The 15,417-nt window shown below is 41.8% G+C and carries 14 protein-coding genes and 3 pseudogenes; 11 read left to right on the plus strand and 6 right to left on the minus strand.

The window, feature by feature from the left end; all coding sequences use genetic code 11:
• Positions 1-304: 304 nt before the first annotated feature.
• From AACQ38_RS04435 to AACQ38_RS04470, 8 genes and pseudogenes are all read left to right on the plus strand, one after another.
• Positions 305-1,993 carry an S-type pyocin domain-containing protein gene (locus tag AACQ38_RS04435; RefSeq protein ID WP_165577511.1) on the plus strand — a complete coding sequence of 563 codons (1,689 nt, stop codon included), beginning with the start codon at positions 305-307 and terminating at the stop codon, positions 1,991-1,993.
• Positions 1,990-2,247, plus strand: a complete 258-nt coding sequence (locus AACQ38_RS04440) for a bacteriocin immunity protein (protein ID WP_011146157.1) — start codon at positions 1,990-1,992, stop codon at positions 2,245-2,247. Before AACQ38_RS04435 ends, AACQ38_RS04440 begins: the two co-directional genes overlap by 4 nt.
• An 87-nt stretch (positions 2,248-2,334) precedes the next feature.
• Positions 2,335-2,412 (plus strand): annotated as a pseudogene (locus tag AACQ38_RS04445) (hypothetical protein); the annotation flags it as partial.
• A 12-nt stretch (positions 2,413-2,424) separates the two neighbouring features.
• Complete coding sequence (locus tag AACQ38_RS04450) at positions 2,425-2,832, plus strand: hypothetical protein (protein WP_242685521.1); 408 nt, start codon at positions 2,425-2,427, stop codon at positions 2,830-2,832.
• Positions 2,829-3,299 (plus strand): DUF6392 family protein, encoded by a 471-nt coding sequence (locus AACQ38_RS04455; protein WP_011146156.1) that lies wholly within the window; start codon positions 2,829-2,831, stop codon positions 3,297-3,299. The genes AACQ38_RS04450 and AACQ38_RS04455 overlap by 4 nt, the downstream gene beginning before the upstream one ends.
• A gap of 103 nt (positions 3,300-3,402) precedes the next feature.
• Positions 3,403-3,870 carry a DUF6392 family protein gene (locus AACQ38_RS04460; RefSeq protein ID WP_165577513.1) on the plus strand — a complete coding sequence of 156 codons (468 nt, stop codon included), beginning with the start codon at positions 3,403-3,405 and terminating at the stop codon, positions 3,868-3,870.
• Positions 3,871-3,967: 97 nt separating this feature from the next.
• Positions 3,968-4,153, plus strand: coding sequence for a CPCC family cysteine-rich protein (locus tag AACQ38_RS04465; protein WP_011146154.1), 186 nt, complete (start codon positions 3,968-3,970; stop codon positions 4,151-4,153).
• 356 nt (positions 4,154-4,509) lie between these two features.
• A pseudogene (locus AACQ38_RS04470) lies at positions 4,510-4,692 on the plus strand (DUF6392 family protein); the annotation flags it as partial.
• A gap of 85 nt (positions 4,693-4,777) precedes the next feature.
• On the opposite strand, the gene AACQ38_RS04475 reads toward AACQ38_RS04470, so the two are convergent.
• Positions 4,778-5,029: a DUF2442 domain-containing protein gene (locus AACQ38_RS04475; protein WP_011146152.1), complete on the minus strand. Its 252-nt coding sequence runs from the start codon at positions 5,027-5,029 to the stop codon at positions 4,778-4,780.
• A gap of 232 nt (positions 5,030-5,261) precedes the next feature.
• Here AACQ38_RS04475 and AACQ38_RS04480 point away from each other — a divergent pair.
• Positions 5,262-5,407, plus strand: a pseudogene (locus AACQ38_RS04480) (IS982 family transposase); the annotation flags it as partial.
• 329 nt (positions 5,408-5,736) lie between these two features.
• On the opposite strand, the gene AACQ38_RS04485 reads toward AACQ38_RS04480, so the two are convergent.
• On the minus strand, positions 5,737-6,159 hold the full coding sequence (locus AACQ38_RS04485; RefSeq protein WP_011146151.1) for a cupin domain-containing protein: 423 nt from the start codon (positions 6,157-6,159) through the stop codon (positions 5,737-5,739).
• Between the two features lie 352 nt (positions 6,160-6,511).
• On the opposite strand from AACQ38_RS04485, the gene AACQ38_RS04490 reads away from it, so the two are divergent.
• Positions 6,512-6,712, plus strand: coding sequence for a hypothetical protein (locus tag AACQ38_RS04490; protein ID WP_158538207.1), 201 nt, complete (start codon positions 6,512-6,514; stop codon positions 6,710-6,712).
• Positions 6,713-6,807: 95 nt separating this feature from the next.
• Here the strand turns inward: AACQ38_RS04490 and AACQ38_RS04495 are convergent, their stop codons facing one another.
• The 4 genes from AACQ38_RS04495 to AACQ38_RS04510 form a co-directional block, all read right to left on the minus strand.
• Complete coding sequence (locus tag AACQ38_RS04495) at positions 6,808-8,658, minus strand: type I polyketide synthase (protein ID WP_011146150.1); 1,851 nt, start codon at positions 8,656-8,658, stop codon at positions 6,808-6,810.
• The gene (locus tag AACQ38_RS04500) at positions 8,651-10,216 is read right to left on the minus strand and encodes a biotin/lipoyl-containing protein (protein ID WP_165577514.1); all 1,566 of its coding nucleotides are present in this window, start codon (positions 10,214-10,216) and stop codon (positions 8,651-8,653) included. Before AACQ38_RS04500 ends, AACQ38_RS04495 begins: the two co-directional genes overlap by 8 nt.
• A 9-nt stretch (positions 10,217-10,225) precedes the next feature.
• Positions 10,226-12,223 carry a dehydrogenase E1 component subunit alpha/beta gene (locus AACQ38_RS04505; RefSeq protein WP_339367024.1) on the minus strand — a complete coding sequence of 666 codons (1,998 nt, stop codon included), beginning with the start codon at positions 12,221-12,223 and terminating at the stop codon, positions 10,226-10,228.
• Between the two features lie 950 nt (positions 12,224-13,173).
• Positions 13,174-13,371 carry a hypothetical protein gene (locus AACQ38_RS04510; protein WP_125026226.1) on the minus strand — a complete coding sequence of 66 codons (198 nt, stop codon included), beginning with the start codon at positions 13,369-13,371 and terminating at the stop codon, positions 13,174-13,176.
• 481 nt (positions 13,372-13,852) lie between these two features.
• Here AACQ38_RS04510 and AACQ38_RS04515 point away from each other — a divergent pair, with 481 nt between their 5' ends.
• A complete protein-coding gene (locus AACQ38_RS04515; protein WP_165577516.1) occupies positions 13,853-15,259 on the plus strand; it encodes a carbohydrate porin in 1,407 nt (468 codons plus the stop codon).
• Positions 15,260-15,417: the final 158 nt, after the last annotated feature.

The following is a 15,417-nucleotide window of genomic DNA, read 5'->3' on the forward strand; positions in this document are numbered from 1 at the left end:
GCTTTCCTTGTCAGATTTTCAAACGCTATCGATCAGAAAATATGGAATCAAATGGCGGTTAGCATGACAAAAGAGAAAAAATCCGATGGCTGGAACAATGAGAAATTTGACCGGGTATTTGCGGGATAGAGCTAGCAGCAAAAAATTCGATTTTATTTTCATTAATTTCTGAACTTTTCTATATCTCTTTAACTCAAATATATTGCATTACCGATCAATTATTACCTTTTAAGTTGTAACGATACGGTAATTATTTTAGTTAAAAAAAAGATTAATGTGGCTAGTCAAAGGGGAAGTGAAGCAGATGGCAATAGGGTATTACCTGCTGGTTGGTGACAAAACCACCTGTGGCGGACAGATTATTACGGGTGATCACACCATGACATTTAATGGGCGAGCCACCGCGCGTGAAGGGGATAAAGCTACCTGCGGCAAGCATCCCGGTACTTATATGATTGTCGGCGGCATATCAGATATGTTTGATATGGGGCAACGATTAGCCGGCACATTGGATAGTGTCAGCACCTGCCCTTGCCGGGCCCGGTTTATCAATTCGGTTATGGACAGCTACGAGAAGCAGGAACAGCCTCGTCAACAAGCGGTAACACCTGCTTATACGGCGACGCAAAACTTCTCATCACCAATGAAGGAAGCAACAACAGTTCAGTCCAATCCTCCACCGGTGACACAAGTGCCACCTCCACCGATCCCGGTATTTGCCAAATCTCGTCAACGGGGCAAAGGCTGTACCGACGCCGGTACGGAGACTGAACCGGCAAATAATTTCGGTAGGATGGGGATATATCAGGTTCTATCATCGCCCGCCCCTGTCACGGAATCAAAGCCTGAACAGCCTCCGCAAGGCAAAAAACATCCACCAGAACCGGATAAGCCACAGGATAAAAAATTACCGTGGTATAAACGGTGGTTTAGCAACAGCAAAGATAAAGCCGAAGCCGCTGCGACTGCTGTAGCTGCAACGACCCGCAGTGCGGTAGCGGATGGCGAAGCGCTGGTGATGCGTTTCATTGGCGGTGGCGTTACTAGTGCCGGACGTTGGCTGGCAGCGCCGAATCCGTTGACAGTCGGATTAATGGGGTTGTTTTATTCATCGGGGTTAAATGAAGGCGAAGAAGATTACTTAAACCAATATCATCTTAGTGAAATTGCCAGTCAGTATGGTAAAGCACCGACCCGTGTCCGTTTTCGCTGGATCAGAGATGAAAAAAGCGGCAGGATGACGGTTCAGGGGTATCACGTCAGCCCAGAAAGTGGTCTGGATAAAGTGCCGGTTCGTATGATGAAACGGAATCCAGTCACCGGTAATTATGAGTTCTGGGAACCAGGAGAATATCGGCCAACGATTTTATGGACACCAAACGATCAGGAATTCAAAGTTCCACCCCATACCGGGAATGAGGAACAGCCGTTTATTCCGTCGCAGATAACCGTATTGCCGATCCCGGATAAAGTCGGCAGCGATATTGAATCGTTGCCAATGCCGGAAGAGAAGGATTTTCGGGATTATATTCTGGTCTTTCCCGCCGGTTCAGGAATGAAACCAGTTTATGTGATGTTTAATACTCCTCGGAACCAACCGGGAGTGGTAACTGGCCAAGGACAAAGAGTTGAAGGTAATTGGTTAAGTCTCGCAGGACAAGATATGGGGGCACCCATCCCTAGCCAGATAGCGGATAAGTTACGAGGGAGGAGATTTAATAACTTTGATGATTTCAGAAGGGCATTTTGGAAAGAGGTTGGTAATGATCCTGAGTTGTCTCAGCAATTTAATTCACATAATAAAGAGTTTTTAAAAAAGAGTTACTCTCCATATTCACCACGACAGGAACACATTGGAAATCGAGAAAAATATGAGATCCATCATGTTAAATTTATTAAAGACGGTGGTGAAGTCTATAATCTCGATAACCTTCGTGTAACAACACCAAAAAGGCATATCGAAATTCATTCAAGCAAAGGTGGAATAAAATGAAGCTAAATAAAAAGTTAGAAGATTATACAGAAGCTGAGTTTTTAGAATTTGCCAGAAAAGTATGCAATGCAGACTATGCGACGGAAGATGAAGCTAATGTTGCAGTTCAAGATTTTATCCGTTTATCAGAGCATCCAGATGGTACTGATATCCTTTTTTACCCATCGTCTGGTCAGGATGATTCTCCTGAAGGAATAGTGAAGCAAATCAAAGAATGGCGAGCCAAAAGCGGTAAACCTGGCTTTAAAAAATAGCAATTAAGTCAGTGATAAAAAGGATTTTTATAATCCTTTTTATCACGGTTAAGTAAGGTTAATACCTCACACAGCTATCATATTGGTATTGAATCGTTGCCAATGCCGGAAGAGAAGGATTTTTGGGATTATATTCTGATACTCCCCATCCCGAATATGCCGCCGGTGTATGTGTATTTGAGTAAACCGCCGGTGAAATTGTTTGAGGTGGATTTGTATAGTAATTTTGCGGGGAGACCAAGAAATGGGATGCATGCTGATCATATGCCTTCGGCTGCTGCGGTTCAGGCTTACTGGAAAAACCTTTATCCAGAACTGAAACCCAAGCAACTGGAAAGATTATCGAAAAATGTAGCAGCTATAATTATTCCTGCTGATGTCCATAGAAAACTCAGTGCGACCTATGGGGGACGTAATACCCCTGAGCAAATACGACAGGATGCCAGTGACTTACGGGGAGCTGTCGATCGAGATTTTAATACAATAATGCCAGCATTACAGGAATATGGTGCAACAGAGCGTCAGCTCGAAGAAGCTAGAGTAAAAATGCATAAACTAAATCAGGAACAGAGGTTATACAAATGACAGTAAATATAGAATCATTAATAAACAGTTTGGGGAAAACGTATCAGGAAATCTTTGATGCGGGACTCATTCCCTATAAAACCAAGCCAACAGGAAATTTTGGCACTGAATATATATCTCTAGATATGGTTAAAGAAGGTGTTTATCTTGCTTTTAAACGGAAGGATAAAATTTTATTTGATGTGACACTTACTCTACTAGATAGTGATAAACCATCATACACATTTCCAAATGAGTTACCATCACCGCTGATCTCACATATGTCACGTCAGTGGATCCATGAACAATTCGGATTGCCTGAAAAGTCAAAAGAACCAAAAGTGATAATGAAAGAAGAGTTTGGGTGGGTTGATTTGTACACGATACTAGATTTTCGTATACCAACTAACATGCAAGTTGATTATGATCTATCAGATCGCGTTAAAGAAGTGACATTTCTACCCACCTCAGAAGTACGTTGGTGGTAGTCAAAAAGAGGAGATTTTCTTGAGAGCCAATTCATTAATCAGCAGCTTAAAAGGTTAAATTGAAGATGAATTGGCTTAATTGAGAAAAGAGGTTATATAAATAATGGCGATTAACATTGAAGTACTAATTAATAGTTTAGGTAGAACTTATCAGGAAATTTATAGTGAAGGATTAATTCCTTATAAAACAAAGCCTAAAGGACACCTAGGCTGTGATTATATATCATTGGATATGATTAAAGAAGGTGTGTATTTGGCATTTAAAAGAAAAAATAAGATTTTATTTGTTGTGACAATTACCCTAATTGATCGAGATAAGCCATCATATCAATTTCCCAACGAGTTGCCATCTCCCCTAATTTCGATGATGTCTCGTCAATGGATTCATGAACAGTTTGGAGAGCCTGAAAAGTCGCATCCGCCTGAGATGATTATGAAGCACCAGTTTGGTCGTAAGGACTTATATACATTACTTAATTTCCGTGTTCCGACAAGTATGCAGATCTCCTATGATTTACTTGACCGTGTTGAATACATAACACTCCTATTCACCTCAGAAGTGTGTTGGTAGTCAATATAAAGAGGAAATTTTTCTTGAGAATCAATTCATTAATCAATAGATTAAAAAATTAAACTGAAAGTGAATTTGAATATTGGAACAGGAAATAATGGGATATAATACTTGTCCTTGTTGTGGTAAACAGACAATTGAACGTTTAGGCGAATATGAAATATGTTCGATATGTCATTGGGAAGATGATCCTGTTCAATCAGCAGACCCACATTTTTCAGGAGGAGCTAATTCTATGAGTTTGGAAGATGCGAAGAAACTCTATCTTTCAAAGAAAGATTGATTTTAGAGTTAAATATTCTTTGTCGTATTTCACTGTTTTTCTTGTAAGTGGTTAATATTTACATGAAATTACTATCAAATGAATTATTCGCATAACATTATCAATAAGAAATAGTGGCTTACAAGGACTAAGCTCTGCAACCAGCAGAGCTTAGTCATAACTATAATAAACTCTGTAAGAATGAGAGAGTATGTAAGATGGAATTGAAAAACAAAAGTTGACTTCAAGAATAATATCGAATGAAGGTACAGAAGAATAGCAATATTCTAGTATTTCCAGTCGGTTCAGGTGTTAAACTACTATCCACCGAAATCAACTAGAGTGATAGCTGGTAGGAAGCAAAAAGGGTTATACAAGTGACAGTCAATGTAGAGGCATTAATAAACAGTCTAGGGAAATCTTACCAAGAAATCTTCAATGAAGAACTCATTCCTTATAAAACCAAGCCAACAGGAAATTTTGGCACTGAATATATATCTCTAGATATGGTTAAAGAAGGTGTTTATCTTGCTTTTAAACGGAAGGATAAAATTGTATTTTAGTCAGTCCATCAATACCTTCTAGAAAATGACTAAAACGCTCGCTTTTGCCAATATCCAAACGCAAGCGATGCAAACAGTTCAGTCATATATTACCCCTTAAGTGGGATTTGAGCTTTTTGTAGAGTGCGTCGGGTGCCAGATCAACATCATTCGGCCAACACACTGCGCCACACTCATCAACACGCGCTTGGGCAAAGAATTCCTGCTCTTTCAGTGGCTCGAACATGGGTCCGAACAACCGATCCGCGATGCACACCTCTCCATAGGTGCCATCATCGAACGTCACCGCCAAGGTGTATTCTGGCTTTATTTCCACTTTCGTTACTCTGCGCATGATAATCTCTCCAGTGGTTCAATCTTGTTGAGAGGCGGATTATGGTTAATACATCCAGATCAAGATGCCAAAAAATTCACTGATAATTGGCATTTGTAATGGCCTGAGAAACAATGATAATACTATTCACCGTAGCATTAAGATTGACACTACTCAACCATTAAATACGAGATATAAATATCGAGAAAGGGAATCCTTTAGTTGGTTCATCAATCCCCAAATACGGATACCCAATATTTCCCAGACAGAACATTCACGACACTGTAGTGTGCAAGGATTAATGTTAAATGTGTTAGAGGGACAGATAGCTTATTATCTCAAAGAGAACAGTCACTGAATATTTCCTGCTTAGAAATGGATATGTTAGTAACGGCTTAACCAGAACTCAGGTTATTTAATTTAATTTCCATCCGAAAACTCATTACCACCACTCATTGAAATTATTTTCCAATTTAAATATTAGATTAAAATAATTTCAATCGTTATTTCCACCTTTATCATTACAATAGCATATTATCTCTAATATATTTCTCCATTTTATTTCCAGTAAATTTAATATTCCATAGGCTAGTACCTGATCCCCTTCATGAGATGCTCATATCATCCTTTTATCACTCCAATGACATCCTGATTTATAATTACCTTCATGAATATCATGGCATTCTCGCAACCCATCAAGCACTAGCACATATTTAATTTATCCCAAGTTAAACCTTTAATTCCTCTGGCGTTCCCTCTCTATATGGCACCAGCGTCGTCCTATCTTGCGCATCAACCGCACAATGATTATTACCGACAACAAGCATAACCAAATCGCTGGTTGCTTTAATCGCGTGATCTATTTCTCCATTCACAAAATAACAAACTCCAGGCTCTATTTTATGCTTTTCACCCGCATAAATAACATAACCCGTTCCTGCGAGGACAAATAAGATATGATGCCCTAAGTGAGTATGATTCTGCATCCCCTCATCTTTGCTGAAACGAATTAGATCAGCACCAAAGCCATCAAACGAAACTAATCCCTCGCCCGTTCCCATACTGTTAACCATTTTATGATTTCTGGCCATTGTATCGACAACAAGGTGTTCACCGTTCCAGTGACAAAATCTATTTTTAATAAATTCCATATTACCTTCCTTTTATCTCTACAAATAAAATTTTATTTTAAAGTGACTATCATTTCTCTTGGTTAATTGAATTAACATTATCTCTCTATCAAATAAAATGATATTTCACAGTAAAACCTCAATCATCACAAACTCATATCGATAAAGAAACCAACTAGTTATTAACAATATATCAAATAGAAATATATAATTCCATAGTAGTATTTTACAAAAGCTCACTCTGTGATAACAATCACTGTAAAACGCTTATTTTAAATTTCTTTGTAGAATATAATCCGAGTTGAAAATAATATCAGAAAAAAGTCAGGTTAATTATATTATTAAATTAGGACAATAATGGCGTTAATTAAGCTTGATCTTAACCCTCACTAAAAATAATTATTTCAAAGATATATATACCCTATGGATTTCAAGATGCATCGCGACGGCAAGGGAGCGAATCCCCGGGAGCATAGATAGCTATGTGACCGGGGTGAGTGAGTGCAGCCAACAAAGAAGCAACTTGAAAGATGACGGGTATAGATCTGATATTTCATCTTTATCACAAGGGTGAACAGCATAAATTGTGCCTCAAAGAAACCCCACAACCTCTTACGAAATTGTGGGGTCTCCACCATGCTTTCTGGTTTTCCTATCCCGCTTCACTGCTTACTGTTTTGCAACCACGGATTCATTGTGAGGTAACCAGTAACGCCGATGTTCAAAAGCATATTTGGGTAATCGAATACGCAACGGTTTCTGCCCGGAAGGCCAGCAAGTACGCCAATCTATATCTTGACCTCGTAACCATAAAAATCGAGAGTCATCTTCCGCCATATGAAGCCATTGATCTTCTTTCGTTGCCGTAGACGAAGCAAAATCCCGTAACTGCTTCAAAAGATCCTGTCGTGATGTTGCAACAAACAGTGCCCGATAGGATAACGCTGCCCTGCCAAACTGTAATGTCCAGCTAACCGCTGGTAGTTCAACACTTTCATCATTCTCGATAAAATCCCCTAGCATAGCCACTATTTTTTGTAACGATGCCTGGCTATTAGCCGAGATGGGATAATAATACCCCTCAAGGTTGGCTTTAATCTGTTGCTGCGCTTGGGTTGGTGCCTCCTCTAAAATGACATGGGAATTGCTGCCCCCCAATCCAAAAGAGCTGAGTCCAGCGAAACGCTTTTGCCCTGCCCCCACTCGCCAAGAATTTTCCTCTGTAGCCAGTTGTAAACGTGAATCCACACTATCAATTTCAGGATTCAAACGCTGAAACGCAGCGCTAGGTACAATAGATTTATGCTGCAACATTAATAAAACTTTAACGATGCCAGCTAACCCCGCAGCGCCTTCTAAATGCCCAATGTTGGCTTTTACTGAACCAATATAGCAAGGTTGTAGCGTTCCTCCTGATTCATCGCGATTAAAGACCTCATTAAGCGCATTAAATTCTATAGGATCACCCAACGAGGTTCCCGTTCCATGTGCTTCAAGGTAACTGATTTGTTCCGCAGAAATTCCAGCCTGTAGCAAGCAATCTTTAACCAACGCAATTTGCTGCTCAGGGTTAGGTGAAGTCAGTGAATTAGCACGTCCACCATGATTAACCGCCGATGCCCGAACGTATCCATAAATCGGATCCCGATCCTCTAATGCCTGTTTTTGCGTTTTCAAGAATAGACAGATAGCCCCTTCACCACGGACAAAACCATTAGCATCCGCGTCAAAAACCCTACAACAGCCATCTTTAGATAACATCCCCGCCCGGTAATAAGCAGCCATGTTGAATGTGTTGCTCAATAGGTTAACGCTGCCAACTATCGCCTGTTGGCATTCCCCAGAACGCAATGAATTCACCGCTTGAGTCAGTGCCGTCAATCCACTTGAACACGCGGTATCAATTTGCAAACTTGGGCCAATAAAGTTGTAATAAAATGACAATCTGTTAGCCAAGAGGCAATTCAGTGTCCCTGTCGGCGCATAAGCATTTGCCATCGCCATATCGGCCGCAACCAGTTCACGATAATCATTACTGCACGAGCCAATAAAAACACCCGTCTTTGATCCTGAATAGCCAAGCGGATTCGCACCACTATCTTCGATCGCTTGCCAAGTCAGCTCTAATAGCATTCTCTGTTGCGGATCCATCATGGCCGCAACTCGCGGAGAAATACCAAAGAATGGCGCATCAAAACCATCAATACTATCGAGCAACCCGGCTTTTAAGGCTTTTTTCGGCAATGGAATGACGTAAGGTTTCCCGGATGCAAACCGCTGCTCGGGAATCTCTTTTATTACACTGTGTCCAGATCTTAAGATCTCCCACATTTGCTCTGGGGAATCTTCCGCTCCAGGCAGTCGGAAAGCCATGCCCACAATAGCAATAGGCATCTGTTTGGTATCACCCGCACTACTTACTGAGGGGGTAATGGAACTTAAATGTTCCAACAAGGCAGATTTAGCTATCCGTTGTTCATCCGGACTAAGCGAATGATATATGTGGTGCAGATTATCCATGCTTTCCTCCTTCTATGAGGCGCTGTAACCTTAATGCTGCTTCGCCATCAAGACCACGCATCGCATTAATAAAGTCATCTAAGGAATGTTTGTTCTCAGTCAGTTCAGTTTTGGCAGTGTCAAGATATTCAATCAATCGATGCGGTGAACTATAACGCCAGAACAGCGTCGGCGATAATTTCCGACGAAAATGCACTGACATTAACTCTGCAAGCTTTACTGCCTTGAGCGAATCAATGCCCAAATCAGCCCAAGTGCGCGGCATCATTGATTCAGTAAAATCTTCGTCCCAATGCAGGAAATCCGCCAGCAACGTGCGTAATTGCCCAGAAACCGATTTACCTACTTTACCTTCTATCTGATGTGCGGCAGATCGTGGCCCAGACAGAGCACGAACCTGAACAATAATCTCGGAAATAAACTCAGATGCCTCTACCCCATTGAGCAGATAGTGATTAAAGGCCAGAACGAGGCTCATCTCTTTGTTGTGAGGCGCACCAATGAACAATGTTGACTGAGATGGCGGCACAATAACAGGTACGGCAAAGGTAGCACCATCGTTGCCGGTATAGGAGATCATCATAGGAACATCAATATCAACAGGCAGTTTTTCCGCATCGGGATCAAGTACACCATTCAAGTGTTGCCTGAACTCAAAAAAGCTCATGGTCTGCGTGTTCGGTACTTTTAATGAACTCAAATCGCCTTTCTCATCCAGAAAAGCAATACCCAAGTTGATATCCGTATAAGTGTGATAACGCTCCTGATCAAGCGGTCTCGAACGCAACATCGGGAATTTTTTCAACGCCTGAGAAATCGCATAAGTGATGACCTGAAATGGCGTTATCCACTCCTGCTGCCCGGAGGTTTCCGTTAAATGATGAATGGCGTTATCAACAAGCTCAATCGGTAGTGGTTTAGCTGCCCAACAAGGTTGTACCGCAGCACTATTTAACCGTATTGCACGATTAAGACGCTGCTGATCTCTGGACAGAAAACCCACATTGTCATTTTCTGTATTGCTCTTTTCTGATGGCCTGGTTTCTTCTGATATCTTAGTTTCGCGGTGCTGCTGGAGGTAATCATCTATATGACCAGGCAATAATGTGCCATGTTTTTCCGCCAGTTGACTAAGAATGTGTGGCTCAATTTGGTGCTCTTGTGCGTACTGACGGGTTTTTGGCGGAATACGCGCAGGAGGAGCGGAGACTTCAGGAGCCGCCTCCACTTTCTCTATTTTTTCGACATCCTCCGCCACTCTCTCCATTTTCTCCGGCGGAGGCGTTAACGCTTCACTGACAGGGGAAGGCTCTGCCATCTCGCCAACAGCTCTGATAACGGCAATAGGCGATCCAACAGGGATAATATCATTTTCCGCCGCCAACCATTTTTCCAAGATCCCCTCAACATCAGATTCAATGGTAAAGGCAGCCTTATCCGTCTCCATTTCATAAACAGGTTCATCACGTTTGACATGATCCCCCACCTGCTTAAGTAATTGGATGATGACGACTTCAGTGGTTCCTTCTCCCATCGGGGGAATAAGCAACTGTGCCATAAGTTCTCCTTAGCTCATTACCGCATAGACGGAGGCTAAAATGTCATCCGTGCCGGGTAAAACAGCTTTCTCTAAACAAGGATTAAAAGGAATATGAATATCTTCACGCGTCACCAAGCGCGGAGGTGCCAATAAAGAGAAGAAATTGTCATTCTCATCCAAAATATCAGCAATAATGGATGCACCAACACTGGCCGTCCGGGTATCCTCCTGCACAACGATAAGCCGCCCGGTTTTGCGTAAAGATTCCGCAATCCGTTGTTTATCCCAAGGTACCAGACTACGTAATTCAATCACTTCAATGTCAATATTGTCTTTTTCCGCCTGAAGAGCCGCCATCGTCGCAAGCTGAGTCGTATTTCCCCAAGCAACCAGTGTAATGTCCTTTCCTGCCCTGACGATATTTGCCTGCCCAAGCGACACTGGACTCACCAGCCGGCGTTCATGGCGCTCTCTCATAAGGTGTTTAGGGATCAGAATCAGACTCGGCATGTCCAGACTTAACGCGGTACGGAACAACGCGACGGTATCAGCCGGTGTCGTTGGAACCAGAACGTTAATACCGGGAATATGCGCCAGGATACCGTCCGAGCTTTGGCTGTGCCATATACCACCGCCAGGGAGATAAGCGCCATAAGGAGCATATATCACCACCGGACAGCGCCATTTTCCCACCGTTCTCCAACTTAAAGTGCCAAGTTGTGACTGTAACTGATTGAGACCTAGCCCAACAAAGTCAATAAATTGCAGTTCAACAATCGGACGCCAACCACTGGCAGATAACCCAACAGACGAGCCAATAATCGTGGCTTCGGAAAGGGGAGCATTAATAACGCGATCAGGATAGCGAGTGGATAAGCCACGGGTGAAACCAAAAACACCACCTTTAGGATCTTCAATATCCTCACCAAATATCAGCACATTCGGATGCTGACTCAATGCCTCGTCCAAAACTTGATTTACCGCTTTGACCTGTGTCTCTTCGGCTTCCATCTCAACATGTACGGTAGGCGTCCCTTCACGATTGCATAAATAGGTACTGACACTTGCAGGATCAGGCTCTTCTTCGTGGTAAACACGCTCAAATATTTCCGCGACATCCGCTTTAATGCGCTCTTTTTGTTCAGCCAGAGCTTGCTCGGTAATCGCTCCTTTTTCCTTTAAATAAGCGACGTAATTTTCAATAGGGTCCTGTAGTACCTCCAGCTCATCCGGGGTACGGTACAGTTTGTGAGAATCTGAATTGGAATGAGAATCTAACCGATCCATACGACAAACCAATATGCAGGGAGTCCGCTCAAATCGCGCCTTATTGAATACCTCCTGTGCAACAGGAAACAAAGTTTCCGGCTTACGGGCATCAACACGACGGATCAAACACTCGTTAAATATTCCCAATCGATACGGAGCCATCTTCTCCGTTGAGGTACTAATACCTAATTTATTATCGGAAACCACAAAGACGACGGGCAAACGCTTTTCAACCGCAAAGCTGACCGCTTCATAAAATTCTCCCTGCCGAGTTGCCGCATCGCCGACACCACACACAACAAGCCCATTTTTATTGTCCAACACGCTTGCCCAAGCAGCGCCAGCCGCGGGAATACATTGGGTTCCGGTCAAGCTGACTACCGAGAAGATATTATGCTCTTTGGAGCAGAAATGATTCGACATGGTTCGGCCGGCCGAGTGAGAAGTGGCCTTACCCATAAGTTCCCTTGTCATTTCAACAATAGACATACCACGCGCTAATACTAACGCCCGATCACGATAGTAAGGAACCAGTACATCATTTTTTTCCATAAGCTGAGGCAACACAGCCAACCCTTCATGTCCAGCAGCCGACACATGAAACCAAGCTCGGCCTTGTCGTGTGACTATCGCACTACGATTATCAAATTCCCGTGACAGCAGCATGTCATAAAGTAACTTTTGCTCATCCAAACAATCATTAATTGAAGGGCGGTGTTCCTTAAGAGGTACTTCATTGATCTGTACGTCTATCACTCTCTTTTTCCTCACAAATAGTTAACGTGGTAGTTGTCGTTATTGCGCTTAATGCTTGATAAAAAAGCGAACACGGGGTAGTCCCGTTCATGATTACTTGAGAGACTATAGATCCCGATAAAGAAGTGAATGTAGGGTTATTGCCTACACGAATTGCAAAAGATAGAGATATACGGCCACAATTTTTAATTACGTTTATACCCGTCATCTTTCAAGTTGCCTCTTTGTTGGCTGCGCTCGCTCCCTTGCCGTCGCGATGCATCTTGAAATCCATAGGGTATATACATCTAACATGGGGGGAAAAATTATCTCCATAACCATAAATGGTTTCGGCTGTCATGGTATTCCCTAAATTTTTAGCATTGTCCTGAACATAATGTGACACCATTTAAAAAACTCCAACCGATGAACAACAGCCATTCGTTAAGAGTAGGACCAACAAGCACCGGCATTTCCATGATTACAATACAATATAATCACAATACGAATAATCACAATACAATTAAAAAACAGGTTCTTACCTATATCTTTGAGCCCTGCAATGATAAGACATAGGAATAATTCATTACTTTGCTAAATTATTTTGATAATCAGATTTTTTCGACAAGCTCTTCATTAGGTATTTTTATGTTTAACCAAGACATAGCCTCAATAATAACACGTATTATATCAATCGAACTTGAGGCTTTATGCTCACATTAGAATTCATTATGTTTTGTGATGAATATCAATAATGACCTCCTCATATCAAACAATAGATAAAGCTGAATTGATGAAATCATCCAACATCAATCCTGATATTTTATACAAATTTAGCTTATTATCTCTTATGTTTTATCATAAAAAAAACTGTAGTAATGCGGGAATGATCACAAAAAGGGCAGCAAAAAATTTAACTATATGATTATTATGAAGTTATCATCCCAAACAGCGCTGATAATATAATGCAATTAGTAGGATATCAACATATATCCGTTATCTTTCAAGTTGCTTCTTTGTTGGCTACACTCGCTCACCCCGGTCACCCCGGTCACATAGTTATCTATACTCCCGACTCCCGGGGATTCACTCCCTTGCCGTCGCGATCCATCTTGAAATCCATAAGGTATATAAAAATATATTTTATAGGTTTTTGAATATATTACCAATCATTCAAATAGTAAATTAAAAAAATGATAAGATAAAATATAATTTCCAAAAGATTGATTTTAATGAACTTATCTCTATAAATTATTTCGATAAATATAGAATAAAATAGATCATTTTCATACTTCGAAAAATGATTAATTCATGCAATTATTCCTATTTCAGATATTTTCTCTCATTTCAAATAACAACGGCTTTGACAACCCCCTTGGTTTAACATTGACAAACAGCTCCAGCACTTTCGCACCATGCCAATCATTCCTGTTGATCTTGCAAACGCAAACCTGAACACTCGGTGGTGGTCATCCATTCCACTGTTACTTATCGTTCATGTCAAATTTGCGTATTCGATCACAATAGTTTTATCTGGTTAGTCGACTTGATTGCGATCTGCCAATCAACTCAATTATCTTTTAATCCAAAAAAACCAGCTTGATAATTTAGCTACGATATAATAACTAATATCCTAAAGAGTACAGTATCATGAAGAACCTTCGCTATCTGATTGTCACACCAGGATTAATGCTTTCGGCCTCAGTCCTTGCTTCACCTGCTAATAGCATCGAAGCACGCCTTGATGCACTGGAGCAGCGACTACAACAAGCAGAACAACGAGCCGCCCAAGCGGAAGCACGCGCCACTGCCGCCGAGCAACACGCACAGCAACTAGAACAACGCGCTATCGAAACCAAACAACAGACCACACAAGTAGCACAACACCCCACTTCGCAGGAAAATAGTGCTCCATCAACCAGCAACTTGAAATTGAATGATTTTGGCGATCTAAAATTGTATGGCGATGTAGAATTCAACCTCGATAGCGCCAGCCGAACCGGTCAGCTTACTTCACTTAAAACCAGCGATAATAAAGACTGGAAACCTGGCGACAAAGAGCGTTGGAATGTTAATGGCCGCATTTTGATCGGGCTGGACGGTTACCACCGTGATCAAAACAACAACTTTGCCGGCTTTAGAGTGCAACCATTAGCAGACATGACTGGCAAAATGAATCTCGACGACGCCGCTTTCTTCTTCGGCAATGAGAAAAACTGGCAGGTAAAAATCGGGCGTTTTGAAGCTTACGATATGTTCCCACTCAACCAAGATACTTTTATTCAGTATTCTGGTAATACTGCCAACGATTTGTATGCCGACGGTTTCGGCTATATCTACATGATGAAAGAAGGACGTGGCCGCAGTAATAGCGGTGGTAACTTGATGCTGAGCAAATACGCAGGTAACTGGTATTTCGAACTCAATACTCTACTTGAAGATGGCACTTCACTATTCCGAGATAACACTTACCACGGCAACACACTGGAAAATAAAAAAAATGTCGCCTATTTGCGCCCGGTAGTCGCTTGGAAAAAAGATCAATTTAGTGCAGCCATAGCGATGGAGAGTAATGTCGTCAATAACGCCTATGGCTACCAGAATAATCAAGGGCAATGGGTCGATCAATCCAGACGCAATGGTTACGGTATGACATTAAGCTGGAACGGCCTGGAGGCCGATCCTGATGATGGCATTGTCGCTAACCTGAATACCGCTTATCTGGATGCCTCAGATGAACACAATTTCACTACCGGAATTAATGTGATGTGGCATCGTTTCGAACTGGGTTATGTCTATGCCCATAACAATATCAAAGCGTTCAATACTGACGATACAACCGCATATATTAATCACCCATTCAATGAGCCGGGTAAATACGATATAAATACCATCCATATGTCATATCAGATTCCTAGTATCATGAATATGAAGAACTTTAATCTCTATCTTGGGGCCTACGTCTCTATGTTGGAGGCAAATGATAGCAACAAAATTGCCAACAGTAATAATGACCGACGCTACGGTGCACGTGCCAGATTTAAATATCTCTTCTAATTGCAAACGAATAAGCCTTGAGGTGACTCTTCCAACAGGTAAACGCATATACCCGTTATCTTTCAAGTTGCCTCTTTGTTGGCTGCACTCGCTCACCCCGGTCACATAGTTACCTATGCTCCCGGGGATTCACTCCCTTGCCGTCGCGATGCATCTTG

It is taken from the genome of Photorhabdus sp. RW14-46, assembly GCF_963887965.1.
Taxonomy (GTDB): Bacteria; Pseudomonadota; Gammaproteobacteria; order Enterobacterales; family Enterobacteriaceae; genus Photorhabdus; species Photorhabdus laumondii.